The organism is Cryobacterium sp. 10S3 (assembly GCF_034344045.1).
GTDB classification, from domain to species: Bacteria; Actinomycetota; Actinomycetes; order Actinomycetales; family Microbacteriaceae; genus Cryobacterium; species Cryobacterium glucosi.
In genome coordinates this window covers 1,781,176-1,807,255 of the sequence record NZ_CP133773.1, presented here as the reverse complement: position 1 = coordinate 1,807,255, position 26,080 = coordinate 1,781,176, and the positions used below count along the sequence as shown (strand labels likewise).

The following is a 26,080-nucleotide window of genomic DNA, read 5'->3' as shown; positions in this document are numbered from 1 at the left end:
CCCCTCGCCGGTAACGGTCGAGGGGGCCCTGTCGGGCGTTCGGGAAGCCGGGGGACTATGCCCCGCAGGTGACGGTGACTCCGTTGTTGTCGAAGACGCCTGCGCCGTGCTCCGTGCAGAATGCCGCAAGGTTGACGCCCGCGCTGACTGCGACCGCGATCACGATCCCGACGACGATGATGCCGACGACACTGATGATGATTCCGGCGAGGGCGAAGCCGTTGCCGAGTCCTGCCTTCTTCGACTTGACGAAGCCGACGATGCTGACAATGAGCCCGAAGGGCTGCAGCGAGACGAGGGAGAGGATGAGACCGACAATACCGAGGGTCTTGCCGGGGTTGACTGCGGAGGCTACGGGAGTCGTCATGGTGACGGCCTTTCTGTGGGCGCCGGAACCCGGACGGGCAGGCGGCAGATGGGTATGGGGAACCCAGACAGCTGAAGGAACCGGAGGTCGGTCGGGTGATCGTCCGGGTGGCGGCTGCTCGGGTGACGTGCGGCAGCAGAAAGCACGAACGGCAGCAGGGGGCGTCGTGTGCGCTGCGCCGAGAGATCGATGCTGGACAAGAAGGTGCCCTCTGTCGCACTGATGCGCCGGAGGGTTCGCTGGGTCAGTCGTCGGGAACTGTAGTTCTTGTCTGGCTTGGGTCGAGCATGGCACAGCGGACACTCAGAGTGCAAGGAGGATTCTCCACGCTCGCGCCGGCCTCTGGTCGACCCCCGTCGCGACGGGGATCTCGGCTCAGCCGCCCGATCCGAGGAGGCCGGCGCCGAGCACAGCACACGCGATCGCGATGATCAGGAAGACACCCACCCAGAGCAGGCCGGGGATGTGCGTGAGGCGGGCGAGCTGGTCGGCATCCGAGGCTGTGCCGCGGCGGCGGGAGCGTGATCCCTGAAGCTCGAGCACCGTGCGTACGGCGCCGAGAAGAAGGAATGCCGTCACGAGCAGGGCGAAGACGCTCTGCACGAACGCGGAACCGAACCAGGTGACCGCGAAGATCACCGTGGCCGTCGCGAGCACGGACCAGAGTCCGAACCAGTTGCGCACCTGGATGAGAAGCAGGGCGAGGGCCGCGAGCAGGAGCCAGAGCAGTCCGACCGAATACCCCAGGCTCAGGAGCCAGGCCGCACCGAGTCCGAGCAGGGCGGGCGAGGAATAGCCGGCGAGCAGGGTCAGCACCATCCCGAGTCCGCGGGGTTTGCCCCTGCTGACGGTGAGCCCCGACGTGTCAGAGTGCAGCCGGATGCCGTCGAGCTGTCGGCCGCCGAGGGTCGCGACGAGCGCGTGGCCGCCCTCATGCGCGATGGTGACCACATTCCTGCAGGCCCGCCACAACGCCGGGACGAGCACGATGGCGGCCGCGGCCGCGATGGTGAGCCAGGCGGGGATGAGGGGGAGTACATCGTTCCTGGCCGTGACACGTTCCCAGAAGCCGAGCAGGAGATCCATGTTCACAGACTAGGTGGGCGAGGCCATCCGGACGTTGCCAGGGTCAGAGCGCCGGACATGGAAAACGTCCCGCTCCCCTGAAGGCCGGGGCCTGAGGGGGAGCGGGACGCGCTGAACCGGGTGCTTAGGCGCTGGGCGTCGGGTTGGCCGCTGCCACAGAGAAGATGACGACAAGGATGACCACGAAGAGCACGAGGAAGATCGCGCTCAGGATGATGCCGGCCTTGGCGAGGCCGTTGGGGGCGCCGGCCTTCTTGGCCTGGTTGAAGCCGATGATGCTCACGATGAGGCCGGGCAGCTGGAGGTAGGGAATGAAGGCGAGGATGAACCCGACGATGCCGAGGATCTTGCCGGGGGTGGCCGTTGTGGTTTCGACGGAAGTCATGAGAGGAGCCTTTCTGGCTGTTGTACTACTGCTGGGGGGATTACCGGGTGGTGTCTGGAACGGCCGACGACGGACGCACGAGGTCTGCCGCGAGGCGTGCATGCGGCAGGTCGAACGCAGCCGTCGTCGTGCGGCGTTCACGAGTCCCGGGAAGCGAACGATGCGACTCGGTTCACTTCACGGAACAGGACGGGAGTACAGCGCTCTTTCGTGATGAAGACGAAGGAGGGTTCGCTGGGCCGGGGATCCAATGGGATGGTCCTTCGGCTTGAAGAAGAGCTTGGCACAGGACGCACTCAGGTTGGCGGGATTGGCCCCCCCCAGTACGAGGGTACAAAAAAACCCCGCTCCGGCGGGGTTTTCTCCTGTGTAGGAGTGGGCGATACCGGACTCGAACCGATGACCTCTTCCGTGTGAAGGAAGCGCGCTACCAACTGCGCCAATCGCCCGCGGCGAGCGAATTTTGTTCGACCGCGACTCTCGATACTAGCCCAGACCGGGCGTCTGTCGTGCACCGACGCGCCACCGCACGCTCAAGTTCCGCTCGGTTTGTATATCCGGAAAAGTACCGGTACAGTCTTCAAAGCACGCAGAAATGCGCGCAGTTGCGGATGTGGCGCAGTGGTAGCGCATCACCTTGCCAAGGTGAGGGTCGCGAGTTCGAATCTCGTCATCCGCTCGAATTGAATCGGCCGAAAGGCCGATTCTCTTTGGTATGAACCCGAATACGGTGGATTGGCCGAGAGGCGAGGCAGCGGCCTGCAAAGCCGTATACACGGGTTCGAATCCCGTATCCACCTCCAGTCTTGGAGAACGAAGTTCTTGAAGCACTAGATTTGGGCGATTGGCGCAGCGGTAGCGCGCTTCCCTGACACGGAAGAGGTCACTGGTTCGATCCCAGTATCGCCCACAGATAAACCCCCGGTTACCCCGGGGGTTTTTTCGTTTAACGTCCACCGGAATGGGGATACCGGTCCGGAGTCTGGTGCAGCACTCTCAAGGGGGAGGTTCGCCATGAATTCGCACACGGTGCCGCACGGCATCCGGTTCGGCCGCCGGGCGACCGACTTCCCGGCCGTCGTCGGCGCTGACGTCACCGACCGCCCGGGCGCCAGCAGGGCCCCCCGTCGCGGGGTGCCGGCAAGCAGGTACCTGCCGCCGCAGGACTGGGACCGCCTGCTCATCGCCGATGCGCAAGGACTGCCCACCCTGTACCTCGCCGCCGACGCCGGTGAATTGTGGCTGACGGAGCCCAGCACCGGCCGGGTCGTCGCGCTCGGCAACAGCCACCTGCGCGGCCTCGGCATCTGGAGCTTCTGGCTGCACAATGTCGACCAGCGCACGATCGTCGCACGAGAGGGACTCCTCCAGCCCGGTTCGGTCGTCGCGCTCGTCCGCGAGCAGGCGCACGGGTCCGGCCCCCGTGGGATCGCCGTCCACGCTGCGACCGGGCGTCCGGTCGGCCACGTCAGCCCGCGGATCGCCGCCGGGCTCTCCCCGCTCCTCGACGGCGGAGCGGGGCTCCTGGCGGTCACCCTCGCATCCGATCCGACTCTCGCCCGTGACCGGCCAGGGCTCGTCAAGGTGATCGCCTGTTCACCGGACGTCATCGGGCATCTCTTCCGCCGGCTGCCGCAGGGGGCACCCGTGCCGTTGCGTGCGCACGACACCGTCCTCGTGGCCTGAGCCTGGCAGCCGCCCGAGCCGCACGGGAATCCCGGTCGCGACCGCGCCGCTAAAGTTGGAGGGGTTCGCACAATACTGAGGAGTACTACACGTGGCTGACGGCTTTGAGCTTTTCACCGACCGGTCTGTTGTCGCAATGCGCGTCAACGGTGAGCTCAAGGATCTCGCCGCAACGCTGACCCAGACGGATGTCGTGGAACCCGTGACGATTTCGTCGCCGGATGGCCTGAACATCCTCCGCCACTCGGCAGCGCACGTGCTCGCCCAGGCGGTGCAGAACGTCAACCCGGCGGCACGCCTGGGGATCGGTCCGCCCGTGACGGACGGCTTCTACTACGACTTCGATGTCGAGGTGCCGTTCACGCCAGAAGACATCAAGGCGCTCGAGAAGGCCATGGACCGCATCATCCGCCAGGGCCAGCGTTTCGTGCGGCGCGTCGTGACCGATGACGACGCCAGGGCCGAATTCGCCGCGGAACCGTACAAGCTCGAGCTGATCGGGCTGAAGGGCGGCGCCGTCGCGGCCACCGCGGACAACGAATCGGTCGAGGTCGGCGGCGCCGAGCTCACCATCTACGACAACGTCGACCCGAAGACGGGCGAGACGGTCTGGAAAGACCTCTGCCGTGGCCCGCACCTGCCGAACACCCGCATGATCGGCAACGGATACTCGCTGACCAGACTCGCCGCCGCATACTGGCGCGGCTCGGAGAAGAACCCGCAGCTGCAGCGCATCTACGGGACCGCCTGGCCGACCAAGGACGAGCTGCGCGCTTTCCAGGCTCGCCAGGAGGAAGCCGCCAAGCGCGACCACCGCAAGCTCGGCCAGGAACTCGACCTGTTCTCCTTCCCGGAGGAAATCGGTTCCGGACTGGCGGTCTTCCACCCCAAGGGCGGGATCATCCGCGCGGAGATCGAGAACTACATGCGCGAGCAGCTGCTCGCGAACGGCTACGACCTCGTCAACACCCCGCACATCACCAAGGCGCACCTGTTCGAGACCAGCGGGCACCTGCAGTGGTACAAGGACGGCATGTTCCCGCCGATGCACCTCGATGAAGAGGTCGACGCGGAGGGGAACATCACCCGGCAGGGCCAGGACTACTACCTCAAACCGATGAACTGCCCGATGCACAACCTCATCTTCAAGGCGCGGGGCCGCAGCTACCGCGAACTTCCGCTGCGTCTGGCCGAATTCGGAACCGTCTACCGGTACGAGAAGAGCGGAACGCTGTCCGGCCTCACCCGGGTGCGCGGGCTCACCCAGGACGATGCCCACATCTACGTCACCGCGAGCCAGGTGAAGGCGGAAGTCGCCAGCCAGCTCGAGTTCGTCTTCGAGACGCTGCGGGGATACGGGCTCACCGATTTCTACCTCGAACTCTCCACCAAGGACCCGGTGAAGTTCGTCGGCACCGACGAGCAGTGGGACGAGGCAACCGAGACCCTCAGGCAGGTCGCCGTCGAGTCCGGGCTCGAACTGGTCAGCGACCCGGGCGGAGCGGCGTTCTATGGCCCGAAGATCTCCGTGCAGGCCAGAGACGCGATCGGCAGGACCTGGCAGCTCTCCACGGTCCAGCTCGACTTCAACCAGCCGGAACTCTTCGACCTGGAGTACACCGCCTCCGACGGGACCCGCCAGCAGCCGGTGATGATCCACCGTGCCCTACTCGGCTCCATCGAGCGCTTCTTCGCTATCCTCCTCGAGCACTATGCCGGCGCCTTCCCGGTCTGGCTGTCCCCGGTCCAGGTCGTCGGCATCCCCGTCGCCGAAGCGTACGAGGACTATCTCGGTGAAGTCATCCGGCAGCTGAAGGCACTCGGGGTGCGCGCCGAACTCGACACCTCGAGCGACCGGATGCCCAAGAAGATCCGCACCCACACCAAGGCGAAGGTGCCGTTCCAGCTGATCGCAGGCGAAGACGACCGGGCGGCCGGATCGGTGAGCTTCCGTTTCAGGGACGGTACCCAGGAGAACGGCATCCCCGTCGTGGATGCGATCGCCCGTATCGTCGACGCGATCGCAACGAAGGCGCAGGTCTGAGATGGACGCCGGAGACGAGACGATCGAATCGTCCAGCGACTTCGCGGCCGTACCGGATGCCTTCCAACGGTTGTGGACGCCGCACCGGATGGTCTACATCCAGGACGGCACGCAGCCGCACGCCGACGCCTGCCCGTTCTGCCTCGCCCCGGCGATGACCGACGAGAAGGCGCTCATCGTCGCCCGCGGCACGCACGCGTACGTGCTCCTCAACCTGTTCCCGTACAACAGCGGCCACCTGCTCGTCTGCCCGTACCGCCACATTGCGACCTATGACGAAGCAACGCCAGAGGAAGTCGCCGAGATCGGTAGTCTGACCCAGGTGGCGATGCGCGTGCTCGCCGTGACCTCCAACTGCGACGGCTTCAACATCGGGATGAACCAGGGCAGGGTCGCCGGAGCGGGCATCGCCGAACACCTGCACCAGCACATCGTTCCGCGCTGGGCCACAGACTCGAACTTCTTCCCGATCATCGCGAAGACCAAGGCCATTCCGCAGCTGCTCGGCGACGTCCGCCGGATGGTCGCGGACGGCTGGCCGCGCGACGAGGACTAGCTCCACCCATCCCTACCATTCCCGCTCCCGCAGCCGCTGCTCGCGGAGTTCCCACCAGACGCAAGGAATAGAATTCACGTTATGACTGAAACAACATCCATCGAGCAGTTTGGTTCGAGCCGCGTCAAGCGCGGACTCGCCGACATGATGAAGGGCGGCGTCATCATGGACGTCGTCACTGCAGCCCAGGCCCGCATTGCCGAAGATGCCGGAGCCGTCGCCGTCATGGCGCTCGAGCGCGTTCCCGCGGACATCCGCTCCCAGGGCGGCGTCGCGCGGATGAGTGACCCGGACCTGATCGACAGCATCATCGCCGAGGTCTCCATCCCCGTGATGGCGAAGGCTCGTATCGGTCACTTCGTCGAGGCGCAGGTCCTGCAGGCGCTCGGCGTCGATTACATCGACGAGTCCGAGGTCCTCAGCCCGGCCGACTATGTGAACCACATCGACAAGTGGAAGTTCGACGTGCCGTTCGTGTGCGGCGCGACCAACCTCGGTGAGGCGCTCCGCCGCATCAACGAGGGTGCCGCGATGATCCGGTCGAAGGGCGAGGCCGGCACCGGCGACGTCTCGGAGGCGACCAAGCACATCCGCACCATCAACGCCGAGATCAAGCGCCTCGCTTCGCTCAGCAAGGACGAGCTCTACGTGGCGGCCAAGGACCTGCAGGCGCCGTACGAGCTCGTCGTCGAGATCGCCGCGACCGGCAAGCTCCCCGTCGTGCTCTTCACCGCGGGCGGCGTGGCCACCCCTGCAGACGCCGCGATGATGATGCAGCTCGGCGCGGACGGCGTCTTCGTCGGCTCCGGAATCTTCAAGTCCGGCAACCCGGAGCAGCGCGCCAACGCGATCGTCAAGGCCGTCACCTTCTTCGACGACGCCAAGATCGTCGCCGAAGTTTCTCGCGGCCTCGGCGAAGCCATGGTCGGCATCAACGTGTCCGACCTCGCGGCACCGCACCGCCTCTCCGAGCGCGGCTGGTAGCTCGAACAGGTGACGGTAGGAGTACTCGCCCTCCAGGGCGACTTCCGCGAGCATGCGCAGGTGTTGCGCACCCTCGGAGCGGACGTCGTCCTGGTGCGCCGACCAGAAGAACTCGCCCGCGTCGACGGGCTCGTGATTCCGGGCGGCGAATCCAGCGTGATGGACAAGCTCGCGCGGGCCTTCGGCCTCGCCGATCCCTTGCGCGCCGCCGTCAGGGCCGGCCTCCCGGTCTACGGGACCTGCGCGGGACTGATCATGCTCGCGGACACCGTCGTCGACGGCATTCGCGGCCAGGAGAGCATCGGCGGCCTCGACATCAGCGTCCGGCGCAATGCCTTCGGCTCCCAGACGCAGTCCTTCGAGACCGATCTGGAGGTACCGGTGCTCGGCGATGCGCCGGTGCACGCGGTGTTCATCCGCGCCCCGGTCGTCGATACCGTCGGTCCGAAGGCAAGGGCCCTCGCGCGGCTCGCCGACGGCCGCTGCGTCGCGGTCGAGCAGGGGCGCCTGCTCGGCACCTCGTTCCACCCGGAGATCACGGGGGAGCACCGCTTCCACGAGTACTTCCTCGGAACGGTCGCGGCCGCCCGCTTCCTCGGCTGATCCGGCCGGGGTTTCCCGCCTGCCGGCTGCGGGACTAGGGTTCTGGCATGAGTCAACGATGATGAGATATGTAGCCCTGCTCAGGGGAATCAATGTCAACGGCATAACCGTGGCCATGAATGATCTCGTGAAGACCTTCGAGGGCCTCGGCTACTCGGACGTCAAGACGGTGGTCGCGAGCGGCAACGTCGTCTTCACAGTCGACGAGGCGGCCGAGGCTTCACCGGACGCGATCAAGAGCCGGATCGAGGCGGCGTTGTCGGAGCGCTTCGATTACGAGGCCTGGATTGTGCTGATCGACGAGGCAGAACTCGCCCGCGAGGTGCGGTCCTACCCGTTCCCGGAACGGGAGGGCTGGCACGCCTACGTCATGTTCGGTTCTGACCCCTCCCACCTCGCGGAGCTCGCCGGCCATGCCAGGGAGCTCGACCAGGCGGACGAGCGGATCGAACTCGGCCACGGCGTCCTCTACTGGGAGGTCCGGCGTGCCGTCGGAATCAAGAGCGCCTTCAGCAAAAAGAGCGCCAAGGTGAAATACCGCGCCACGACGACGACCCGCAACCTGAACACCCTGCAGAAAATCATCACGCTCTGATCCTCCCTGCTTCGTCAGGGCGTCCGCCACGCCTGCCGGACGGCTCCGGCGGGGCGGATCGGGCACCTCGGGTTAGACTGGCCAACAGCGCATTGGTGCGACGAATTCGCTTTTCTGCCACTGGCGGCAGACGGCCGGCACCACAATCAGACAGCCAAGCACGACAACGGGAGATTCATGTCCGGACATTCCAAGTGGGCGACTACCAAGCACCAGAAGGCGGTCACCGACTCACGGAGGGCCAAGGCCTTCGCCAAGCTGATCAAGAACATCGAGGTCGCCGCTCGGATGGGCGGCGCCGACCTGTCGGGTAACCCGACGCTTGTGGATGCGATCCAGAAGGCCAAGAAGACTTCGGTCCCCAACGAGAACATCGACCGTGCGGTCAAGCGCGGAGCCGGCCTCGCCGGCGTCGTCGTCGATTACACCACGATCATGTACGAGGGCTACGCCGCAAACGGCGTCGCCATCATGATCGAGTGTCTCACCGACAACAAGAACCGCGCTGCGGCTGAAGTCCGCACGACGGTCAGCCGCAACGGCGGCAACATGGCCGACCCGGGCAGTGTTGCCTACAACTTCCACCGCAAGGGAATCGTCGTCGTCTCCAAGGCGAACGGCGTGACCGAAGACGACGTTCTCGGCGCGGTCCTCGACGCGGGTGCCGAAGAAGTCGTCGACGAGGGGGAGACCTTCGAGGTCTTCAGCGAGGTCCAGGACCTCGTGGCAACCCGTACGGCACTGCAGGCCGCCGGAATCGACTACAACTCGGCCGATATCGCCTTCGTCCCGCAGCTCACGATCGACGTCGACGCGGAGACCGCTCGCAAGGTGTTCAAGCTCATCGACGCACTCGAGGAACTCGACGACGTGCAGAACATCTACAGCAACTACGCCGTGTCTGCCGCAGTCTCCGCTGAGCTCGAAGCCGAGAACGAGTAGTCAACGGTGGCCGTGCGGGTGCTCGGAATCGACCCCGGGCTCACCCGTTGCGGCGTCGGTGTCGTCGACGTCGCGCCGAACCGCACGGCTACCCTCGTCGACGTCACCGTGTTGCGCAGTTCGCCCGACCTGCCACTCGAGCAGCGCCTGCTGCTGCTGAGCCGAGGACTCGAGGAGATGATGGACCGGCATAGGCCGGCCTTCGTCGCGATCGAGCGCGTCTTCGCCCAGCACAACGTGCGCACGGTGATGGGCACCGCCCAGATCAGCGGGGTCGCCCTCCTGCTCGCCGCCCAGCGCGGCCTCACGGTCACCCTGCATACCCCGAGCGAGGTCAAGGCGGCGATCACCGGCTACGGCTCGGCCGACAAGGCCCAGGTCGGCGCCATGGTCGCCCGCGTGCTCGGCCTCAGCGAGGTCCCGAAACCGGCGGATGCCGCGGACGCACTCGCACTGGCCATCTGCCACGCCTGGCGAACCGGGGCATCAGGAGGCACCCTTCCGACGACGGACGGACTCGCGGGCGGCGCACTCACGCCGGCACAGGCTGCGTGGCGCGCCGCGGAGCGCGGAGCGGCAGCGTCGGCGGTGCCCCGTAGGCTTAAGCGATGATCTCTTCCGTACGTGGACTCGTCCTCACCGCCGTTGGCTCGACGGCGGTGCTCGAGGTCGGGGGAGTCGGGCTCGCCGTGCAGGTGACGCCGACGACCGCCCTCGGCCTCCGGCACGGCAGCGAGGCGCGCCTGCTGACAACCCTGCTGGTCAGGGAGGACTCGCTCACCCTCTACGGTTTCGCGACCGCCGACGAGCTGTCCGTCTTCGAACTTCTCATCGGCGTCACAGGGGTCGGCCCGAAGTCCGCGCTCGGCGTACTCGCCGTGCTCACCCCGAACCAGGTGGCCCAGGCCGTCGCAGGTGAAGACGACGCCGTCTTCCGCAAGGTCAGCGGCATCGGGCCGAAGACCGCGAAGCTCATCATCCTGTCCCTGGCCGGCAAGGTCGTGGTTTCGGCCGTCGACGGCGCACCCCGCACCAGGCGTCCTGCCGTGGCAAGCCCCGCAGCGAGCGTCCAGGCCGCCCTGATCGGCCTCGGCTGGTCCGAGCGAGTCGCGGAGGAAGCCGTCAGGGAGACCCTCGCCGAGGCCGCCGAACCCGACCTGATCGGTGTCGCCGCCCTGCTGAGGCTCGTCCTCGCCCGGCTCGGACCGGCGCACCAGGCTTCGGAGGACCGGCAGTGACATCGGACCAGTTCGCGGCGACGCCGGACCCCGGGGTCGAGCTCACGAGCCCACTGCTCGAGGGTGAGGCCGAGCTGGCATTCGAGGGCGCGCTCCGCCCGCGGAGCCTCGCGGAATTCGTCGGCCAGCAGAAGGTGCGCGGCCAGTTGCAGCTCATGCTCACCGCCGCAACGATGCAGAATCGCACACCAGACCATATCCTGCTCGCCGGCCCTCCCGGCCTCGGCAAGACAACGCTCGCCATGATCATCGCCTACGAGGGCAACCGCCCGCTGCGCATGTCGAGCGGTCCGGCCATCCAGCACGCCGGCGACCTGGCAGCGGTGCTGTCCTCCCTCGTGCCAGGCGAAGTGCTCTTCATCGACGAGATCCACCGGATGGCGAGGTCCGCAGAGGAGATGCTCTACCTCGCAATGGAGGACTTCCGCATCGACATCATGGTGGGCAAGGGCGCAGGCGCCACGTCCGTGCCGCTCGACCTCGCCCCATTCACCCTCGTCGGCGCGACGACACGGTCCGGGATGCTCCCGAACCCGCTTCGCGACCGGTTCGGGTTCACGGCGCACCTCGAGTTCTATGCCAGCCAGGAGCTGGAACAGGTCCTCGCCCGCGCGGCGACCATGCTCGACCTCGACATCGACAGGGAGGCCATCGCGGAGATCGCCGGTCGCTGCAGGGGAACGCCGCGTATCGCGAACCGGCTCTTGCGCAGGGTGCGCGACTACGCCCTCGTCCATGGCGGTGCCGCCGACCTGGCGGCCGTCCACGCGGCCCTCGAGCTCTACGACGTCGACCCGATCGGCCTCGACAGGCTCGACCGCGAGGTCATGAACATCATCCTTACCCGTTTTGGGGGTGGGCCGGTCGGACTGAACACCCTCGCCGTCTCGGTGGGGGAAGAAGCCGAGACCGTCGAGTCGGTCGTTGAGCCGTTCCTGGTACGGATAGGCTTCCTCACGCGCACCCCGCGTGGCCGCGTGGCGACGGCAGCCGCCTGGCGGCACTTCGGGCTCGCCGATCCGAACGACGTCGGCCGCCAACCCGCCCTTCCGCTTGATGACCTATAATTCGATGTGGTTCGCTCCGAGCCGCATGTACGCACACGCTTCGGCCACCGCGCCGCAACTGAAAGGCTTTGCTGCACTATGGATCCGTTGACTCTCGTCATGCTCGCCGTACTGGCGCTGCTGGTGTTCTTTATGTTCCGCAACGGCCGCAAGCGCCAGAAGGAACAGGCGTCGCTGCAGTCGCAGATGGTCGCGGGCGCGAACGTCATGACCAACTTCGGTATGTACGGAACCATTCTGTCGATCGACGAGGAAGCAAACAAGGTCGAGCTCGAGATTGCTCCCGGAACCGTCGTCCAGATGCACCGCCAGGCGATCTCCCGCGTCGTCGAGCCCGCCGTCACCGACGAGTCCGCCGACGAAGCCGATGCCGAACTCGAGTCGTCGACCGACGACGCGCGCGCGGCCCGGCTCAATGAAGACGACGCGATCCTCCTGGGCGAACCAGAGTTCGGTGAGCGCATTGCCGACGAGGCCCCCTCAACCGATTCGACCAAGAGCGACCCCACCAAGGGCGACGCGTAACCAACCCTCGCCCGGCTCGCGTCCTTGTGGCGCCCGCACGCGTATAGAAAGCTGAGTTCCAAGGTGGCAAAGTCGACTCCGGCCAAGAAGGCCTGGCGTTCCCTGACGTGGCTGGGGGTGATCGTCATCGGCCTGGTCGCAGTCAACCTCTTCGGTGTCCTCACCGCCGGAGGGTCCTGGGCGCCCAAGCTGGCCCTGGACCTCGAGGGTGGCACGCAGATCATCCTCGCGCCGAAGCTCGAGTCCGGTCAGTCCGTCTCCCAGGAGCAGCTGAACCAGGCGGTGTCGATCATCCGGCAGCGCATCGACTCCTCCGGTGTCTCCGAGGCGGAGATCAACACGAGCGGCCAGAACATCGTCGTGTCGATCCCGGGAATCCCGGACGACGCAACCATCAACCGGATCGAATCGTCCGCGAAGCTCGAGTTCCGCCCGGTCCTGGTCGCCGCCGCCCCGTCGACGGCAGCTGTCGGCGCCGACGGCACCGCAACGCCGACTCCGGTAGCCACGGTCGACCCGAGCCTGTCGAGCACGCCGACGGCCGTACCGACGAACGGCAGCGATCTCAGCTGGGTGACCCCGGCGCTCCAGGCGCAGTACGACGCCTTCGACTGCTCGACCATCGACACCTCCAACGTCGCACCGGCCGACCAGCCGCTCGTGACCTGTGAGACAGACGGTTCGGTCAAGTACATCCTCGGGCCGGTGGAGGTCAGCGGCGAGAACGTCTCCGACGCCACCAACGGCCAGAAGACGACCCAGTCCGGTGCCACCACCGGCGAGTGGGTCGTCAACATCAAGTTCGACGATCAGGGCACCAAGGACTTCGCGACGGTCAGCACCCGGCTGAGCGGCCTCACCGGCGTGCAGAACCAGTTCGCGATCGTGCTCGACGGCAAGGTCATCTCCGCGCCACGCACCCTCGCCGTGATCACGGACGGCAACGCCCAGATCAGCGGCAGTTTCGACCAGGCATCGTCGAAGGTTCTCGCGGACCAGCTGAAGTTCGGAGCCCTGCCGCTGAGCTTCACCGTGCAGAGCCAGGACACGATCTCGGCGACCCTCGGTTCGACCCAGCTCGTGAGCGGCCTCATCGCCGGCCTGATCGGACTCATCCTGGTCGTCCTGTACTCGCTACTGCAGTACCGACTGCTCGGTTTCGTCACGGTTGCGTCGCTCGTCGTCGCCGCCGTCATCACCTACCTGCTGATCACGATCCTGTCCTGGCGTGAGGGCTACCGGCTCTCCCTCGCCGGTGTCGCGGGGTTGATCGTCGCCATCGGAATCACGGCGGACTCGTTCATCGTGTACTTCGAACGAGTGCGCGACGAGTTGCGCGACGGCCGCGGGCTGGAATCGGCCGTGGAAGCGGGCTGGAAGCGCGCCATCCGCACGGTCCTCGCCTCCGACGCGGTCAACTTCCTCGCCGCGGGCGTGCTCTTCATCGTCGCCGTCGGAAACGTGAAGGGCTTCGCCCTGACGCTCGGGCTCACGACGATCGTCGACGTCGTCGTCGTTGCGCTCTTCACCCACCCGGTCCTGCAGCTGCTCGCCCAGACCCGCTTCTTCAACGAGGGCCACCGGTTCAGCGGCCTGGACCCGAGGGCTCTCGGAGCCACCTACCGGGGGAGGGCGAAGTTCCGGCCCTCAGACGAGGTCGCCTCCGCCAAGTTGTCGTCCGCGAGCCGTGAGGCCGCGAAGCGCCAGACCATCGCCGAGCGGAAAGCATCAGAACTCGTCGGATCCTCCTCGGATCGGTCGACCGACGGGAAGGATTCCTAATGGCGAGCTTTTCCCAGTTCGGCAACGACCTGCACACCGGCAAGCGCTCCTTCAACATCATCGGGCGTCGCAAGGTCTGGTATTCCCTGGCCGGTATCGCCATCCTGATCGCGCTCGTGGTGCCCCAGCTTCGTGGCGGCTTCGTCTTCGGTATCGAATTCACCGGCGGCTCCGAATTCGTCGTGAGCGACGTCGCGACCCAGGACCAGTCGCTCGCGGTCAAGGCCGTGACGAGCATCGAGCCCTCCGCGGTCCCGAAGGTGTCGAACGTCAGCACCACCGGCATCCGCATTCAGACGGACCAGCTGTCGAGCGACGCGACCCGGCAGATGCGCACAGCACTCGCCGACGCGTACGGCGTGCCCGCCGAGCAGGTCACGGCATCGTTCATCGGCCCGTCGTGGGGTGCTGACATCACCGGTCAGGCACTCAGGGGCCTCGGGATCTTCCTCGTCCTCGCCGCGATCGGCATGGCCCTGTACTTCAGGACCTGGAAGATGTCCCTCGCCGCGATGGTCGCGCTGCTGCACGACCTCATCATCACGGCCGGGTTCTACGGGATCACCGGGTTCGAGATCACCCCGGCCGCGGTGATCGGGTTCCTGACGATTCTCGGTTACTCGCTCTACGACACCGTCGTGGTGTTCGACAAGATCCGAGAGAACACCCGCGAAGACGGACCGGAATCGCGCAGGACCTTCGCAGACTCTGTCAACCTCGCGGTGAACCAGACGCTCGTGCGTTCCATCAACACCTCGGTCGTCGCGATCCTCCCGGTCGGCTCGATCCTGTTCATCGGCGCGTTCGTGCTCGGGGCGGGAACGCTGCGCGACATCTCGCTCGCGCTCCTGATCGGTATCATCGCCGGCGCGTACTCGACCATCTTCATCGCATCTCCGCTGTACGCCCAGCTCCGCACGATGGAACCCGGAGTGCGCAAGCGTGACAAGAAGGCGCTCGCCCTGCGCGCCAAGGCGTCCTCCGCGCCGAAGACGGACGTGCGCGTCACCGTCTAGCCGCACCGGATCACCGCCAATAGCGCCGCTCCCCGGCTAATTCGAGGGGAGCGGCACGGAGCGGTCGAAAAAGGCGCGATAATTGCTGGATGCCCGGGAATGGCCGGGCGCTCGCGAACGAGGTGTGAGATGACGGAAACGACGACACCGCCACCGAACGCGCCGCTGCCCGCCGCTTCCCTCCGACGCCTCGTTCCGCGGATCTTCTCCCGCGCCCAGCCGGTCGGCGCCGTGGACACCCTGCTGCGGACCGTGCGGATGCACCACCCGAAGGTCGACCTGTCGATCATCGAGCGCGCGTATACCGCGGCGGAACGCGCCCACGAGGGTCAGGTGCGCCGCAGCGGAGAACCGTACATCACCCATCCGGTCGCCGTCGCCCAGATTCTCGCAGACCTCGGCATCGGCCCGAAGACCGTTGCCGCCGCCCTGCTGCACGACACCGTCGAAGACACCGAGTACACCCTCGACCAGTTGCGCGCCGACTTCGGCGACGAGATCGCGATGCTCGTCGACGGCGTGACGAAGCTCGACAAGGTCAAGTACGGCGACAGCACCCAGGCCGAGACCGTTCGCAAGATGATCGTCGCGATGTCCAAGGACATCCGGGTACTGATCATCAAGCTCGCAGACCGGCTCCACAACGCGCGCACCTGGGGATTCGTTCCCGCAGAGTCCGCGGTGCGCAAGGCGACGGAGACGCTCGAGATCTACGCCCCGCTCGCGCACCGCCTCGGGATCCAGACCATCAAGTGGGAGCTCGAAGACCTGTCCTTCGCGGTCCTGTATCCGAAGCTCTACGCCGAGATCGAAAGCCTCGTCAAGCAGCGCACCCCGCAGCGCGAGGAGTTCGTGCAGCACGTCATCGACGCGATCGTCGAAGACCTCAAGGCCGCGCGCATCCGCGGCAAGGTCGCGGGACGGCCCAAGCAGTACTACTCGATCTACCAGAAGATGGTCGTGCGGGGACGCGAATTCGACGAGATCTACGACCTCGTCGGCATCCGTGTCCTCGTGAACTCGGTTCGGGACTGCTACGCCGTGCTCGGTGCGATCCACGCCCGCTGGACGCCGCTGCCCGGCCGGTTCAAGGACTACATCGCCACACCCAAATTCAACCTCTACCAGTCCCTGCATACGACGGTGCTCGGCCCGAGCGGTCGCGCCGTCGAGATCCAGATCCGCACCCAGGAGATGCACCAGCGTGCCGAGTTCGGCGTCGCATCGCACTGGAAGTACAAGGAACAGACCACGGGCAAGAGCTCGGGGCCCGGCCCGCAGAGCGACACCGACATGGCCTGGCTCGCGCACATCTCCGACTGGCAGGCCGAGACCGCGGACCCCGGCGAGTTCCTGGACTCGCTGCGCTACGAAATCGGCGCCAAAGAGGTTTACGTCTTCACCCCGAAGGGCCGGGTGATCGGCCTGCCGACGGGAGCGACCCCCGTCGACTTCGCTTACGCCGTGCACACGGAGGTCGGCCACCGCACCATGGGTGCCAAGGTCAACGGGCGGCTGGTGCCCCTCGAGAGCCCATTGGTCACCGGGGACGTCGTCGAGGTCTTCACCTCGAAGAACCCGGACTCGGGGCCGAGCAAGGACTGGCTCAACTTCGTCAAGAGCCCGAGGGCCCGCAACAAGATCCGGCAGTGGTTCACCAAGGAACGCCGCGACGAGGCCATCGAACAGGGCAGGGACGCCATCGCCCGCGCGATGCGCAAGCAGAACCTTCCCCTGCAGAAGCTGATGAACCAGGACTCCTTCGCCGAGGTCGCAGCGGTGATGAAGTACGAGGACGTCTCCGCGCTCTACGCCGCCGTCGGCGAGGGGCACATCAGCACGCAGTCGGTGCTCGAGAAGGTCGTCGCGACCCTGCAGAGCGTCGAGGAGAGCGATGCGACCGATCTGCCGTTCGCGCCGAACGGACGCACCCAGACGCTGCGCAACAGCGACTCCGGGATCCTCGTCCGCGGTGCCCCGGACATCCTGGTCAAACTCGCCCGTTGCTGTACCCCGGTTCCGGGAGACAAGGTCGTCGGGTTCATCACTCGCGGCGCCGGAGTCTCCGTGCACCAGGCATCCTGTCGCAATGTGCAGTCGCTGCTCAAGGAGCCGGAGCGGATGATCGAGGTCGACTGGGCCCCCACGTCGAAGAGCCTGTTCCTGGTCCAGATCCAGATCGAGGCCCTCGACCGCTCAGGACTTTTGTCGGACGTGACCAGGGTGCTCTCCGAACATCACGTCAACATCCTCTCCGCGACCGTGCACACCTCGAGCGATCGGCTGGCGATCAGCCGTTTCGTCTTCGAGATGGGTGACACGACCCACCTGGACCGGGTACTCAACGCCGTGCGTCGCATCGACGCCGTCTACGACGTCTACCGCGTCAACGACGGGTAGGCTCTCCGAGCGCCTGCATGGCCGTTTCCGCGGCGTCGAGCTGAACGAGCGCCCTGTGGGTGTACGGGAGGCGGTCGATGGCGCAGGTGCGCCTCGCCGCCGAGGTGTCCGGGTGGCCGGCCAGGCGGAGCAGTGCACCGATCAGGGCTGACGGGGCGGGAGACTCCGGGGGAGGCCAGCGCGCGAGGTCGAGTGCGGTGCGCAGCGGCCGGGTGACGAGAAGGCCGCCCGGCAGGATACCGTCCCTGCGCACGGTGCGGGCGCCGACGCGGATCGTGTTCTCGAGGTCACAGGCGACCTCGCGGACGCCGAAACGCGGTGACGGCGGGAAGTACGCCCGCGCCGTGATGGGCACGCAGAACTGGTGGCGCCCCGGCTCGGGAGCGAGGCCGTAGATCCACGCGGCGGTCAGCCGTTCCGCGATCGCCTTGGCCGGCACCAGGAGGGCGAGGGACCGCGCCCGTTGGTCCCGGTCTTCCGCGAGGTCCACCGGGCTCCAGAAGTCGCCGACGCGGAACAGCTCTCCGTCCAGGCACAGGCTCGAGAGCTCTGCGAGGGGGAGATCGCGCGGGGAAAGGACGTCGGGGAGTCGGATGGGCACCTGGACAGGGTGCGCCCCGGGAGTACACGAAAGCGACGGGGCTCCGGCATCTGTGGACAGCTGCCGGAGCCCCGTCGCTTGTGGACGGACTCCGCGGGTTGCGGCCTACTGGCCGATGGCCTTCAGCCACGCCTTGCGGGCCTCGAGCGCCTCGCGGGCTTCCGTGATCGCGCGGGCATCGGTTCCTGCCTCTGCGGTTGCGAGTTCGGCCTCGAGCTTGGCGATCGCGTCGTGCAGCTGGCCGGCGAGGCCCTCCGTACGCGCTTTGGTCTCCGGGTTGTTCCGCACCCAGTGATCGTCATCGAGCTTGCGGACGGCCGCTTCGACCTTGCGCATGCGATCTTCGACGACCTTGACGGAGTCGCGGGGAACCTTGCCGATCGCGTCCCAGCGGCGCTGCACGGAGCTGAGCGCGGTGCGGGCCTTGGTGCGGTCGGTTTCGGTGAGGAGCGCTTCGGCCTCGGTGAGGAGCGCGAGCTTCTCGACGAGGTTCCCAGCGAATTCCTCGTCGTCCTGGGCGTCGATCTCAGACTTGACGGAGTACAGCACGTCGCCGGCGGCCTTGAACTTCGCCCACATGGCGTCGTCCTGCTTCTTGCCGCTGCGGCCGGCGAGCTTCCACTCGTCGAGCAGCGTGCGATAGGCGGGGATCCCGTCTGCGCCCTTCGGCGCGAGGGCCTCCGCCTGCTCGATGAGCTGCTGCTTGCGGTTGCGGACGTCCTTGTGCGCCGTGTCGAGCTCGGCGAAGAACGCCTTACGGTTCTGCTCGATGGTCGTGCGTGCAGCGCGGAAACGCTTCCAGAGCTCGTTGGCCTCACCCTTGGGGATGCGAGGGGCATCGTGCTGGTGCGCCTGCCACTTGGCGAACAGTGCGTCGAGGGCTGCGCTTGTCTGCTTCCACTGCGTCTTGGCCGGGTCTTCTGCTGCGAGCGCCTCGGCCTCCTCGACGATCGCGGCGCGTTCGGCGACGGCGGCCACTGCGGCGGCCTTCGATTCGGCACCCTGCTGCTCCGTGAGTTCGCTGACGGCGCCGCCGAGGGCGCCGAGACGCTCCACGAGGGCCGCGAGGTTGCCGACGGCGTTGGCGGTCGCAACGGTCTTCGCGAGGTGCGAGACCGATTTTGCGATGTCCGCAGCCGGTGCGCCGCCCTTGGCGCGCTGTTCCAGAAGGGTGACCTGTCCGTTGAGTTCGACGTACTTGCGCTCGAAGTAGGCCAGGGCCTCCTCCGGCGTCGCGTCAGGATACTGGCCAACCGCGCGTTCGCCCGACGCTTCGCGCACGAAAACCGTGCCGGATTCGTCTACGCGACCCCATGGTTGCTGATCTGTCGTAGTCAAGAGTCTCACCTTAGATGTCGATGTGTGTGTGCCCACACTGGGCCAATACCCGGTCAAGCCTATTGCAAGGCCCGGACGGCTGGAACTACTGGACGCTGAAGGCGCTGATTAACGTGGTGACCTTGGGGGCGCCGTCCGTCGAACCGTCTGCGACTCCGGCGTCCGTGATCTGCGCCTTCACCTGGTCGAGCCCGCTCGTGACATGGCCGATCACCGTGTAGCCGCCTGCGGCATCCGCCGGGATGGTCGAGTCTTCGTAGAGGATGAAGAACTGGCTGCCCTGACTGTACCCATTGGCGCTCTGGCGTGCCATCGCGATCGATCCCGCCGGGTAGACGTTGTCGGCCGGCGCGTTCTCGACGGGCCCATAGCTGTATCCGGGGCCGCCTGAGCCGTCGCCTGCCGGGTCGCCGCACTGGAGCACGTAGATGCCCGAGGTCGTCAGGCGGTGGCAGGTCAGGTCGGAGTAGAAGTCGGACTGGACGAGGCTGATCGAGGACGAGACCGCCTGCGGGGCCGCCGCGCCGTCGAGTTCGATCCCGAGGTTGATGCCGTTGAGGCCGAGGGTGCCCGTCCAGGTGCGGCCCTCGGCGAGCGTGCTCGGAGGGACGGTTCCGGTGTTCGCGCCGGCCGCAGCGGTCGGGGTCGCCGACGGTGTGGCCGTGGGTGCTGCCGTTGCGGAGGAGCTCGGCGCCGGGGTGCCGGGACCGCCGTTGAAGAAGTAGACCTGGGCGACGACGGCGAGCACGGCGACGACGAGGACGGCGATGCCTGCCACGATGTTGTCCCTGCGGCGGCGGGACTGCTGGTGTTCGTGAACAGCCCGGCGTGCCTGGTATGCGCGAACCCGGATGCGGGCCTCGCGCTCGTCGCGATCCTGCTTCTTGTTCGCTGCCACGGCTGTCCTCCGGGAATCCGCGCGGACTCGTTCCGCAACCAGCTTGAACTCTACAACGAGAGGACCGCAGCTCGGACGCCGGTGTCAGCGGTGCGAACTACGCTTGAGGCATGGTCGATGGACAACCCGGACTGCGCAGCGGCGCAACACCCCTCGCGGTACGGATGCGCCCGACGACCCTCGCTGAAGTCGCCGGCCAGCGGCACCTTCTCACCCCAGGTTCACCCCTGGTCAGCCTGGCCAGTGACAAGTCGGGGGAGCGCGGCGCGGTTTCGGTGATTCTCTGGGGTCCGCCGGGCACCGGGAAGACGACCCTCGCCCAGGCGATCGCGCACAGCTCCGGCCGTCGTTTCGTCGAACTCTCCGCCGTGTCCGCCGGCGTGCGCGACGTCCGGCAGGTGATGGAGGAGGCGCGCACGAGCCGCGACCTCTACGGACTGTCGACCGTGCTCTTCCTCGACGAGATTCACCGGTTCAGCAAGGCCCAGCAGGACGCACTGCTGCCCGGGGTCGAAAACGGGGTCATCATCCTCGTCGCCGCAACGACCGAGAATCCCTCTTTCTCCGTGATCGCGCCCTTGCTGTCCCGGTCCCTCCTGCTCACCCTCGAAACGCTCAGCGACGAGGACCTCGGGGTCGTCATCGACAGGGCCGTGACGGATGCCCGGGGTCTCGCCGATCGCTTTGTGCTGGAACCGGACGCCCGTGCCACGATCATCAGGCTTGCCTCCGGCGACGCCCGCCGTGCGCTCACGGCGCTCGAGGCGGCATCCGTCTCTGCATTGTCAGGGACGTCAGCATCGGGCACCGTGAACGATGACGATGACGATGACGGTGTCGATCCCGAAGCGCCGGAGCCGGACCTTCGACCGGTCATCACGAGCGACACAGTCGCCCTCGCCGTCGACAGGGCGCTGCTGCGCTACGACCGCAACGGCGACGAACACTACGACGTGATCAGTGCCTTCATCAAGTCGGTACGCGGATCGGATGTCGACGCATCCCTGCACTACCTCGCGAGGATGATCGAGGCGGGGGAAGACCCGCGGTTCATCGCGCGCCGCATCATCGTCCTCGCCTCGGAGGACATCGGCATGGCGGACCCCCAGTCCCTCGTGATCGCGGTCGCCGCAGCCGACGCCGTGCAGCTGATCGGGATGCCGGAAGGGCGGATCCCGCTCGCCCAGGCCGTCGTGCACCTCGCGACCGCACCCAAGTCCAACGCCGCGTACATGGCGCTCGACGCGGCGATCGCTGACGTCCGCGCCGGCAAAACCGGCCGGGTGCCGAAGCACCTGCGCGATGCCCACTATGCCGGCGCCAAACGACTCGGGCACGGCAAGGGCTATCGCTACCCGCACGACGACACCGTCGGAGTCGTGCAGCAGCAGTATCCGCCGGACGAACTCAAGGCGGTCCGTTACTACCAACCCACCGAACACGGCAACGAACGCGAAGTCTCGGCACGCCTCGGCAAGCTGCGCCGGATCATCCGCGGCGACTGACGGCGGGCGCGCGCGACAGGGCCGAATGCACTCCCGCGCCCCGTCCCGCACCGGCACGGCCGCCGGGGTCCGGTGTGGTATTCTTTTCAGGCCTACAACTGGCATCGGTATGCGGCTGCGTCCGATTCCAGGTTGGAGAGGGAGCCCTGTAGCCGGGCACCCCGTGGCACACCCCTCTGATCTCCCATGACGCCTGCTCACGTGCGGGCGCCCTGGATTCCACCTTTTCTGTTGCTCGTTCCATTGAAAGGACACCGTGTCTACCAAGTCACGTACCCGCAGTAAGACCCGCCTGTCGCGGGCCCTGGGCATCGCCCTGACCCCGAAGGCCGCCCGCTACCTCGAGAAGCGTCCGTACGCTCCGGGCGAGCACGGTCGCACCAAGCGCAAGACCGATTCCGACTATGCCGTGCGTCTCCGCGAAAAGCAGCGCTTAAGGGCCCAGTACGGCATCCGCGAAGCCCAGCTCAAGATCGCCTTCGAAGAAGCTCGTCGCGCCCAGGGCCTGACCGGTGAAAACCTGGTCGAGATCCTCGAGACCCGCCTCGACGCACTCCTCGTTCGCGCGGCAATCGCCCGCACGACAGCTCAGGCCCGCCAGATGGTCGTGCACCGTCACATCCTCGTCGACGGCCAGCTCGTCGACCGCCCCTCCTTCCGCGTGAAGCCGGGCCAGCTCATCCACGTCAAGGCTCGCAGCGAGGGCATGGAACCGTTCCAGGTCGCCGCAGCCGGCGGACACGTCGACGTGCTCCCGAAGCTCCCGCCGTACCTCGAGGTCGAGATCGACAAGCTGCAGGCCCGCCTCGTGCGTCGCCCGAAGCGCATCGAAATCCCCGTGACGTGTGAAGTCCAGCTCGTCGTCGAGTACTACGCAGCCCGCTAGGTTCCCCTGCCCGTCGTCAGACGGCATCTGAACTACGCTGGAGAGCGGATCACCCCCTACGGGGTGGTCCGCTTCGTGCGTTAACCGGTGCAGCACGCCGGGTGCCAATGCATGCCCCTCTCGGAATGGATGGAGTCACCAGTGTCAGGTGGAGATATCGCGGGCCTCGCCGCCGCCGTCGTGTTTGCCGTTCTCGTCGGGCTCCTCGCGGTCCCGCTGCTGAAGCTCGGCCGGGTGTTCGATGAGACGACCCTGGCCATCCATGAGCTGAGCCAGAACGTCACGCCGCTCCTCTCCGAAACCACGACGACCCTGCAAGAAACCAACAAACAGCTGGCCAGGGTCGACACGATCACCGGAAACGTCGCGGACGTGACGGGCAATGTCTCGGCACTCGTCGCACTGTTCGCCGCGACCGTCGGCGGACCGCTCATCAAACTCGCAGGCTTCTCCGCCGCCGTCAGGGCGGGTTTCCGCGCGGCATCCCCGACGCGCGCAGGCCGTCGGCGCGGGTAGTCGGCTACGCTGGAAAGAGGCTGGTCGAGTCCGGGATACGCCGGCCGCACCACACGCGCGGCCATCGCGCATTTCTTATCAGGGTCTCCACACCGTTCAGGGAGCATTTGTCATGAAGAATTTCATCTGGTTGGTCATCGGGGTCGGCATCGGATTCTTGATCGCGCATGAAGCCAACAACACCCGTCAGGGCAAGCTGTTCTTCAGTGACCTCGACACCAAGGCCCGCGAGTTCGGCGAGGCCATCTCCGATGGCTACCGCAAGCGCGAAGCCGAGCTGCGCGACGCGCTCGGCGACGTCGCCGACGCCGGAACGGACGCGCTCGGCGGAACGACCCGCCCCTGAGCCCGCTCAGCCCTCGCTACTTTTTCGCCTATTCATTTTCAACGAACTACGGAACCCATGCAGACTGCTGAAATTCGCGGGCGCTGGCTCGACTTCTTTGCCGACCGCGGACACACCGTCGTACCGTCGGCGTCACTCGTCAGCGACGACCCCACCCTCCTGTTCACCGTCGCCGGGATGGTGCCCTTTGTGCCCTATCTGACCGGCCTCGTCCCCGCGCCGTATCCCCGTGCGACGAGTGTGCAGAAATGCATCAGGACCAACGACATCGAAGAGGTGGGTAAGACACCCCGCCACGGCACGTTCTTCCAGATGAACGGCAACTTCTCCTTCGGGGACTACTTCAAGGAACAGGCCATCGGCTACGCCTGGGAGCTCCTGACGACGTCTGAGGCCGACGGCGGCTACGGATTCCAGGAGAAGGACCTCTGGGTCACCGTCTACCAGGATGACGACGAGGCGTTCCGCTACTGGCGCGCCCTCGGCCTGCCGGAGGACCGCATCCAGCGCCTCGGAATGGACAGCAACTACTGGTCTACCGGCCAGCCGGGCCCAGCGGGCCCCTGCTCCGAGATCTTCTTCGACCGCGGCCCCGCGTACGGTGCCGACGGCGGCCCGGCGACGGACGACGACCGGTACGTCGAAATCTGGAACCTCGTCTTCATGCAGTACCTCAGGGGCGAGGGGACCGGCAAGAACGACTTCGTCATCCTCGGCGACCTCCCGAAGAAGAACATCGACACCGGCATGGGTCTCGAACGTGTCGCCTTCCTCAAGCAGGGCGTCGAGAACATGTACGAGATCGACCAGGTCCGTCCGGTCCTCGACCTCGCTGCCGCCCTCTCCGGACGCCGCTACGGCGCCGTGCACGACGACGACGTACGCATGCGCATCGTCGCAGACCACGTGCGGTCCTCGCTCATGCTGATGAGCGACGGCGTCACGCCGTCCAACGAGGGTCGCGGCTACATCCTCCGGCGGCTGATGCGCCGCACGGTACGCGCCATGCGCCTGCTCGGCGTGGACGTCGCGACCTTCCCCGAACTGTTCCCCGCCGCGCGGGACGCCATGATGAGCGCGTATCCCGAGGTCCACGGCGACTACGCCAGGATCAGCCAGGGCGCATACGCCGAGGAGGAGACCTTCCTCCGCACCCTTGCGAGCGGCAGCACGGTCCTCGACGTCGCGGTCGCGAAGACGATCAAGGCGAAGAAGACCGAACTGCCGGGGGACACCGCGTTCCTGCTGCACGACACCTACGGGTTCCCGATCGAGATCACCCTCGAGATGGCGGAAGAAGCCGGGCTGAGCGTCAACCGGTCGGCATTCGACGCCCTGATGGCCAAGCAGCGCTCGATGGCGAAGGCGGACGCGAAGGCCAAGAAGACCCACCTCGCCGACCTCTCCGTCTACAGCGCCTTCCGCGCGTCAGGCGAGACGGTGTTCACCGGATACGAGGAACTGCAGACCGAGTCCAGCGTGCTCGGGATCATCGTGGACGGCGCATCCGTCACGAAGGCGGTCGCGGGCGAAATCGCCGAAGTGATCCTCGCCGAGACCGCGCTCTACGCCGAGTCCGGCGGTCAGGAGGCCGACGCCGGCCTCATCGTCGGCCGCGGATACGAGCTCGAGGTCCTCGACGTTCAGAAGCCCGTCAAGGGCCTGATCAGCCACAAGGTGCACGTCACAAGCGGTGAGGTCGGCGTCGGAGACCCTGCGACGAGCGTCGTCGATCCCGACTGGCGACGCGGCGCCCGGCAGGCGCACTCCGGAACCCACGTGCTGCACGCGGCACTTCGCCAGGTCCTCGGCCCGAACGCGCACCAGTCCGGCTCGTACAACAAGGCCGGATTCTTCCGTCTCGACTTCTCCTGGAACCAGGCGCTCTCTGCCGCGACCCGCAGCGAGATCGAGGAGATCTCCAACAACGCGATCCGCGACAACCTGCCCGTCGTCACCCGTGAGCTTCCCCTCGCCGAGGCGAAGGCACTCGGGGCCATGGCGCTCTTCAGCGAGAAGTACGGCGACCGGGTTCGCGTCGTCGACATCGGCGGACCCTGGTCACGGGAACTCTGCGCGGGAACCCACGTGGGTTCGAGCGCCGAGATCGGAATGATCAACCTCGTCAGCGAGGCCTCGGTCGGGTCCACGAACCGCCGCGTCGAGTCCCTCGTCGGCCTCGAGGCCTTCCGGGACCTCGCTGCTGAGCGGGCGATCGTCTCCCAGCTGACCGCGAACCTCAAGACTCCCAAGGAACAACTGCCCGAACGCATCGGCGAGCTGCTCACGAGCCTCAAGGCCGCGGAGAAGAAGATCGCGGCTTTCGAGGCGAAAGCGCTGACCGAGCGCGTCCCCGCACTCGTCGCGACCGCCCAGCGCGCAGGGGCAGTACGCCTTGTCGCCGAGAACCTCGGCACCCTGCACTCTCCCGATGAGGTGCGGATGCTGGTCACGGCAACCCGGGCGCAGCTCGGCTCCGACCCTGCGGTGGTCGCGCTTGCGGCCGTCGTCGACGACAAGCCAGTCATCATCGTGGCCACCAACGCTGCAGCGCGGGAGACGGGCCAGCGCGCCGGGGCCCTCGCGAAGCTCGTCGCCGGCATCCTCGGCGGCGGGGGCGGCGGCAAGGACGACCTCGCCCAGGGCGGTGGAACCGACGTCGACAAGATCGCGAGCGCCCTCGTCGCCGTCCGCACCACGATCGCGGGCTGAAG

Annotated in this window: 25 protein-coding genes and 4 tRNA genes; 22 read left to right on the top strand and 7 right to left on the bottom strand. The window is 66.8% G+C overall.

Annotation, left to right across the window (positions count from 1 at the left end; translation table 11 throughout):
* Positions 1 to 55: 55 nt before the first annotated feature.
* The 4 genes from RHM57_RS08405 to RHM57_RS08390 all read right to left on the bottom strand — a co-directional run bounded on the left by RHM57_RS08405 (position 56) and on the right by RHM57_RS08390 (position 2,287).
* On the bottom strand, positions 56 to 367 hold the full coding sequence (locus tag RHM57_RS08405; RefSeq protein ID WP_134448018.1) for a hypothetical protein: 312 nt from the start codon (positions 365 to 367) through the stop codon (positions 56 to 58).
* Positions 368 to 742: 375 nt separating this feature from the next.
* A complete protein-coding gene (locus tag RHM57_RS08400; RefSeq protein WP_134559838.1) occupies positions 743 to 1,453 on the bottom strand; it encodes a M50 family metallopeptidase in 711 nt (236 codons plus the stop codon).
* A 124-nt stretch (positions 1,454 to 1,577) separates the two neighbouring features.
* The gene (locus RHM57_RS08395; RefSeq protein ID WP_134448022.1) at positions 1,578 to 1,838 is read right to left on the bottom strand and encodes a hypothetical protein; all 261 of its coding nucleotides are present in this window, start codon (positions 1,836 to 1,838) and stop codon (positions 1,578 to 1,580) included.
* Between the two features lie 376 nt (positions 1,839 to 2,214).
* Positions 2,215 to 2,287: transfer RNA gene (locus RHM57_RS08390), tRNA-Val, on the bottom strand.
* A 158-nt stretch (positions 2,288 to 2,445) separates the two neighbouring features.
* Between RHM57_RS08390 and RHM57_RS08385 the strand changes: the two genes are divergently transcribed.
* The 17 genes from RHM57_RS08385 (at position 2,446) to RHM57_RS08305 (ending at position 17,276) form a co-directional block, all read left to right on the top strand.
* A tRNA-Gly gene (locus tag RHM57_RS08385) sits at positions 2,446 to 2,517 on the top strand.
* A 50-nt stretch (positions 2,518 to 2,567) separates the two neighbouring features.
* Positions 2,568 to 2,641 (top strand) — tRNA-Cys (locus tag RHM57_RS08380).
* 35 nt (positions 2,642 to 2,676) lie between these two features.
* Positions 2,677 to 2,748 (top strand) — tRNA-Val (locus RHM57_RS08375).
* A gap of 104 nt (positions 2,749 to 2,852) precedes the next feature.
* The gene (locus tag RHM57_RS08370; protein ID WP_134449439.1) at positions 2,853 to 3,524 is read left to right on the top strand and encodes a hypothetical protein; all 672 of its coding nucleotides are present in this window, start codon (positions 2,853 to 2,855) and stop codon (positions 3,522 to 3,524) included.
* 91 nt (positions 3,525 to 3,615) lie between these two features.
* A complete protein-coding gene (gene thrS / locus RHM57_RS08365; protein WP_416173109.1) occupies positions 3,616 to 5,568 on the top strand; it encodes a threonine--tRNA ligase in 1,953 nt (650 codons plus the stop codon).
* A 1-nt stretch (position 5,569) separates the two neighbouring features.
* The gene (locus RHM57_RS08360) at positions 5,570 to 6,124 is read left to right on the top strand and encodes an HIT family protein (protein ID WP_174774630.1); all 555 of its coding nucleotides are present in this window, start codon (positions 5,570 to 5,572) and stop codon (positions 6,122 to 6,124) included.
* Between the two features lie 81 nt (positions 6,125 to 6,205).
* Positions 6,206 to 7,108 carry a pyridoxal 5'-phosphate synthase lyase subunit PdxS gene (gene pdxS, locus RHM57_RS08355; protein WP_134449442.1) on the top strand — a complete coding sequence of 301 codons (903 nt, stop codon included), beginning with the start codon at positions 6,206 to 6,208 and terminating at the stop codon, positions 7,106 to 7,108.
* A gap of 9 nt (positions 7,109 to 7,117) precedes the next feature.
* Positions 7,118 to 7,711 carry a pyridoxal 5'-phosphate synthase glutaminase subunit PdxT gene (gene pdxT, locus RHM57_RS08350; protein ID WP_134449443.1) on the top strand — a complete coding sequence of 198 codons (594 nt, stop codon included), beginning with the start codon at positions 7,118 to 7,120 and terminating at the stop codon, positions 7,709 to 7,711.
* Positions 7,712 to 7,769: 58 nt separating this feature from the next.
* Entirely contained in the window at positions 7,770 to 8,306 is a 537-nt protein-coding gene (locus RHM57_RS08345; protein ID WP_134559863.1) for a DUF1697 domain-containing protein, read from the top strand.
* Positions 8,307 to 8,483: 177 nt separating this feature from the next.
* Positions 8,484 to 9,248, top strand: coding sequence for a YebC/PmpR family DNA-binding transcriptional regulator (locus tag RHM57_RS08340; RefSeq protein ID WP_134449445.1), 765 nt, complete (start codon positions 8,484 to 8,486; stop codon positions 9,246 to 9,248).
* 12 nt (positions 9,249 to 9,260) lie between these two features.
* The gene (ruvC, locus tag RHM57_RS08335) at positions 9,261 to 9,860 is read left to right on the top strand and encodes a crossover junction endodeoxyribonuclease RuvC (RefSeq protein ID WP_322189841.1); all 600 of its coding nucleotides are present in this window, start codon (positions 9,261 to 9,263) and stop codon (positions 9,858 to 9,860) included.
* Complete coding sequence (gene ruvA, locus RHM57_RS08330; protein ID WP_134449447.1) at positions 9,857 to 10,486, top strand: Holliday junction branch migration protein RuvA; 630 nt, start codon at positions 9,857 to 9,859, stop codon at positions 10,484 to 10,486. Before ruvC ends, ruvA begins: the two co-directional genes overlap by 4 nt.
* A 53-nt stretch (positions 10,487 to 10,539) precedes the next feature.
* Positions 10,540 to 11,553: a Holliday junction branch migration DNA helicase RuvB gene (gene ruvB / locus RHM57_RS08325; protein ID WP_174774635.1), complete on the top strand. Its 1,014-nt coding sequence runs from the start codon at positions 10,540 to 10,542 to the stop codon at positions 11,551 to 11,553.
* A gap of 78 nt (positions 11,554 to 11,631) precedes the next feature.
* Positions 11,632 to 12,078 (top strand): preprotein translocase subunit YajC, encoded by a 447-nt coding sequence (gene yajC, locus RHM57_RS08320; RefSeq protein ID WP_134449449.1) that lies wholly within the window; start codon positions 11,632 to 11,634, stop codon positions 12,076 to 12,078.
* A 63-nt stretch (positions 12,079 to 12,141) separates the two neighbouring features.
* Positions 12,142 to 13,860, top strand: coding sequence for a protein translocase subunit SecD (gene secD, locus RHM57_RS08315; RefSeq protein WP_134449450.1), 1,719 nt, complete (start codon positions 12,142 to 12,144; stop codon positions 13,858 to 13,860).
* Positions 13,860 to 14,876 (top strand): protein translocase subunit SecF, encoded by a 1,017-nt coding sequence (secF, locus tag RHM57_RS08310; protein ID WP_134449451.1) that lies wholly within the window; start codon positions 13,860 to 13,862, stop codon positions 14,874 to 14,876. The genes secD and secF overlap by 1 nt, the downstream gene beginning before the upstream one ends.
* A 129-nt stretch (positions 14,877 to 15,005) precedes the next feature.
* Positions 15,006 to 17,276 (top strand): RelA/SpoT family protein, encoded by a 2,271-nt coding sequence (locus RHM57_RS08305; RefSeq protein ID WP_134449452.1) that lies wholly within the window; start codon positions 15,006 to 15,008, stop codon positions 17,274 to 17,276.
* On the opposite strand, the gene RHM57_RS08300 is transcribed toward RHM57_RS08305, so the two are convergent.
* The 3 genes from RHM57_RS08300 to RHM57_RS08290 all read right to left on the bottom strand — a co-directional run bounded on the left by RHM57_RS08300 (position 17,263) and on the right by RHM57_RS08290 (position 20,113).
* Positions 17,263 to 17,877, bottom strand: a complete 615-nt coding sequence (locus RHM57_RS08300; RefSeq protein WP_134561160.1) for a hypothetical protein — start codon at positions 17,875 to 17,877, stop codon at positions 17,263 to 17,265. The two genes, RHM57_RS08305 and RHM57_RS08300, sit on opposite strands and share 14 nt — an antisense overlap.
* A 105-nt stretch (positions 17,878 to 17,982) precedes the next feature.
* A complete protein-coding gene (locus tag RHM57_RS08295; RefSeq protein ID WP_134559867.1) occupies positions 17,983 to 19,215 on the bottom strand; it encodes a DUF349 domain-containing protein in 1,233 nt (410 codons plus the stop codon).
* An 85-nt stretch (positions 19,216 to 19,300) separates the two neighbouring features.
* Complete coding sequence (locus RHM57_RS08290; RefSeq protein WP_322189727.1) at positions 19,301 to 20,113, bottom strand: peptidylprolyl isomerase; 813 nt, start codon at positions 20,111 to 20,113, stop codon at positions 19,301 to 19,303.
* Between the two features lie 110 nt (positions 20,114 to 20,223).
* Between RHM57_RS08290 and RHM57_RS08285 the strand changes: the two genes are divergently transcribed.
* The 5 genes from RHM57_RS08285 to alaS all read left to right on the top strand — a co-directional run bounded on the left by RHM57_RS08285 (position 20,224) and on the right by alaS (position 26,078).
* A complete protein-coding gene (locus RHM57_RS08285) occupies positions 20,224 to 21,618 on the top strand; it encodes a replication-associated recombination protein A (RefSeq protein WP_134561159.1) in 1,395 nt (464 codons plus the stop codon).
* Positions 21,619 to 21,874: 256 nt separating this feature from the next.
* Positions 21,875 to 22,504, top strand: coding sequence for a 30S ribosomal protein S4 (gene rpsD, locus RHM57_RS08280; protein WP_134449457.1), 630 nt, complete (start codon positions 21,875 to 21,877; stop codon positions 22,502 to 22,504).
* A 141-nt stretch (positions 22,505 to 22,645) separates the two neighbouring features.
* Positions 22,646 to 23,020: a DUF948 domain-containing protein gene (locus RHM57_RS08275; protein WP_134449458.1), complete on the top strand. Its 375-nt coding sequence runs from the start codon at positions 22,646 to 22,648 to the stop codon at positions 23,018 to 23,020.
* Positions 23,021 to 23,132: 112 nt separating this feature from the next.
* Positions 23,133 to 23,366, top strand: a complete 234-nt coding sequence (locus RHM57_RS08270; protein ID WP_134449459.1) for a hypothetical protein — start codon at positions 23,133 to 23,135, stop codon at positions 23,364 to 23,366.
* A 57-nt stretch (positions 23,367 to 23,423) separates the two neighbouring features.
* The gene (alaS, locus tag RHM57_RS08265; protein WP_134561158.1) at positions 23,424 to 26,078 is read left to right on the top strand and encodes an alanine--tRNA ligase; all 2,655 of its coding nucleotides are present in this window, start codon (positions 23,424 to 23,426) and stop codon (positions 26,076 to 26,078) included.
* The last annotated feature ends 2 nt before the right edge of the window (positions 26,079 to 26,080 follow it).

Excerpts from the sequence above, each read along its gene's own strand:
- RHM57_RS08360 (WP_174774630.1), top strand. The coding sequence starts at position 5,570 with ATGGACGCCGGAGACGAGACGATCGAATCGTCCAGCGACTTCGCGGCC.
- RHM57_RS08305 (WP_134449452.1), top strand. The coding sequence starts at position 15,006 with ATGACGGAAACGACGACACCGCCACCGAACGCGCCGCTGCCCGCCGCT.
- RHM57_RS08395 (WP_134448022.1), bottom strand. The coding sequence starts at position 1,838 with ATGACTTCCGTCGAAACCACAACGGCCACCCCCGGCAAGATCCTCGGC.
- pdxS (WP_134449442.1), top strand. The coding sequence starts at position 6,206 with ATGACTGAAACAACATCCATCGAGCAGTTTGGTTCGAGCCGCGTCAAG.
- secF (WP_134449451.1), top strand. The coding sequence starts at position 13,860 with ATGGCGAGCTTTTCCCAGTTCGGCAACGACCTGCACACCGGCAAGCGC.
- RHM57_RS08340 (WP_134449445.1), top strand. The coding sequence starts at position 8,484 with ATGTCCGGACATTCCAAGTGGGCGACTACCAAGCACCAGAAGGCGGTC.
- RHM57_RS08270 (WP_134449459.1), top strand. The coding sequence starts at position 23,133 with ATGAAGAATTTCATCTGGTTGGTCATCGGGGTCGGCATCGGATTCTTG.
- alaS (WP_134561158.1), top strand. The coding sequence starts at position 23,424 with ATGCAGACTGCTGAAATTCGCGGGCGCTGGCTCGACTTCTTTGCCGAC.
- RHM57_RS08285 (WP_134561159.1), top strand. The coding sequence starts at position 20,224 with ATGGTCGATGGACAACCCGGACTGCGCAGCGGCGCAACACCCCTCGCG.
- RHM57_RS08370 (WP_134449439.1), top strand. The coding sequence starts at position 2,853 with ATGAATTCGCACACGGTGCCGCACGGCATCCGGTTCGGCCGCCGGGCG.
- RHM57_RS08345 (WP_134559863.1), top strand. The coding sequence starts at position 7,770 with ATGATGAGATATGTAGCCCTGCTCAGGGGAATCAATGTCAACGGCATA.
- RHM57_RS08400 (WP_134559838.1), bottom strand. The coding sequence starts at position 1,453 with ATGGATCTCCTGCTCGGCTTCTGGGAACGTGTCACGGCCAGGAACGAT.
- RHM57_RS08405 (WP_134448018.1), bottom strand. The coding sequence starts at position 367 with ATGACGACTCCCGTAGCCTCCGCAGTCAACCCCGGCAAGACCCTCGGT.
- ruvA (WP_134449447.1), top strand. The coding sequence starts at position 9,857 with ATGATCTCTTCCGTACGTGGACTCGTCCTCACCGCCGTTGGCTCGACG.
- yajC (WP_134449449.1), top strand. The coding sequence starts at position 11,632 with ATGGATCCGTTGACTCTCGTCATGCTCGCCGTACTGGCGCTGCTGGTG.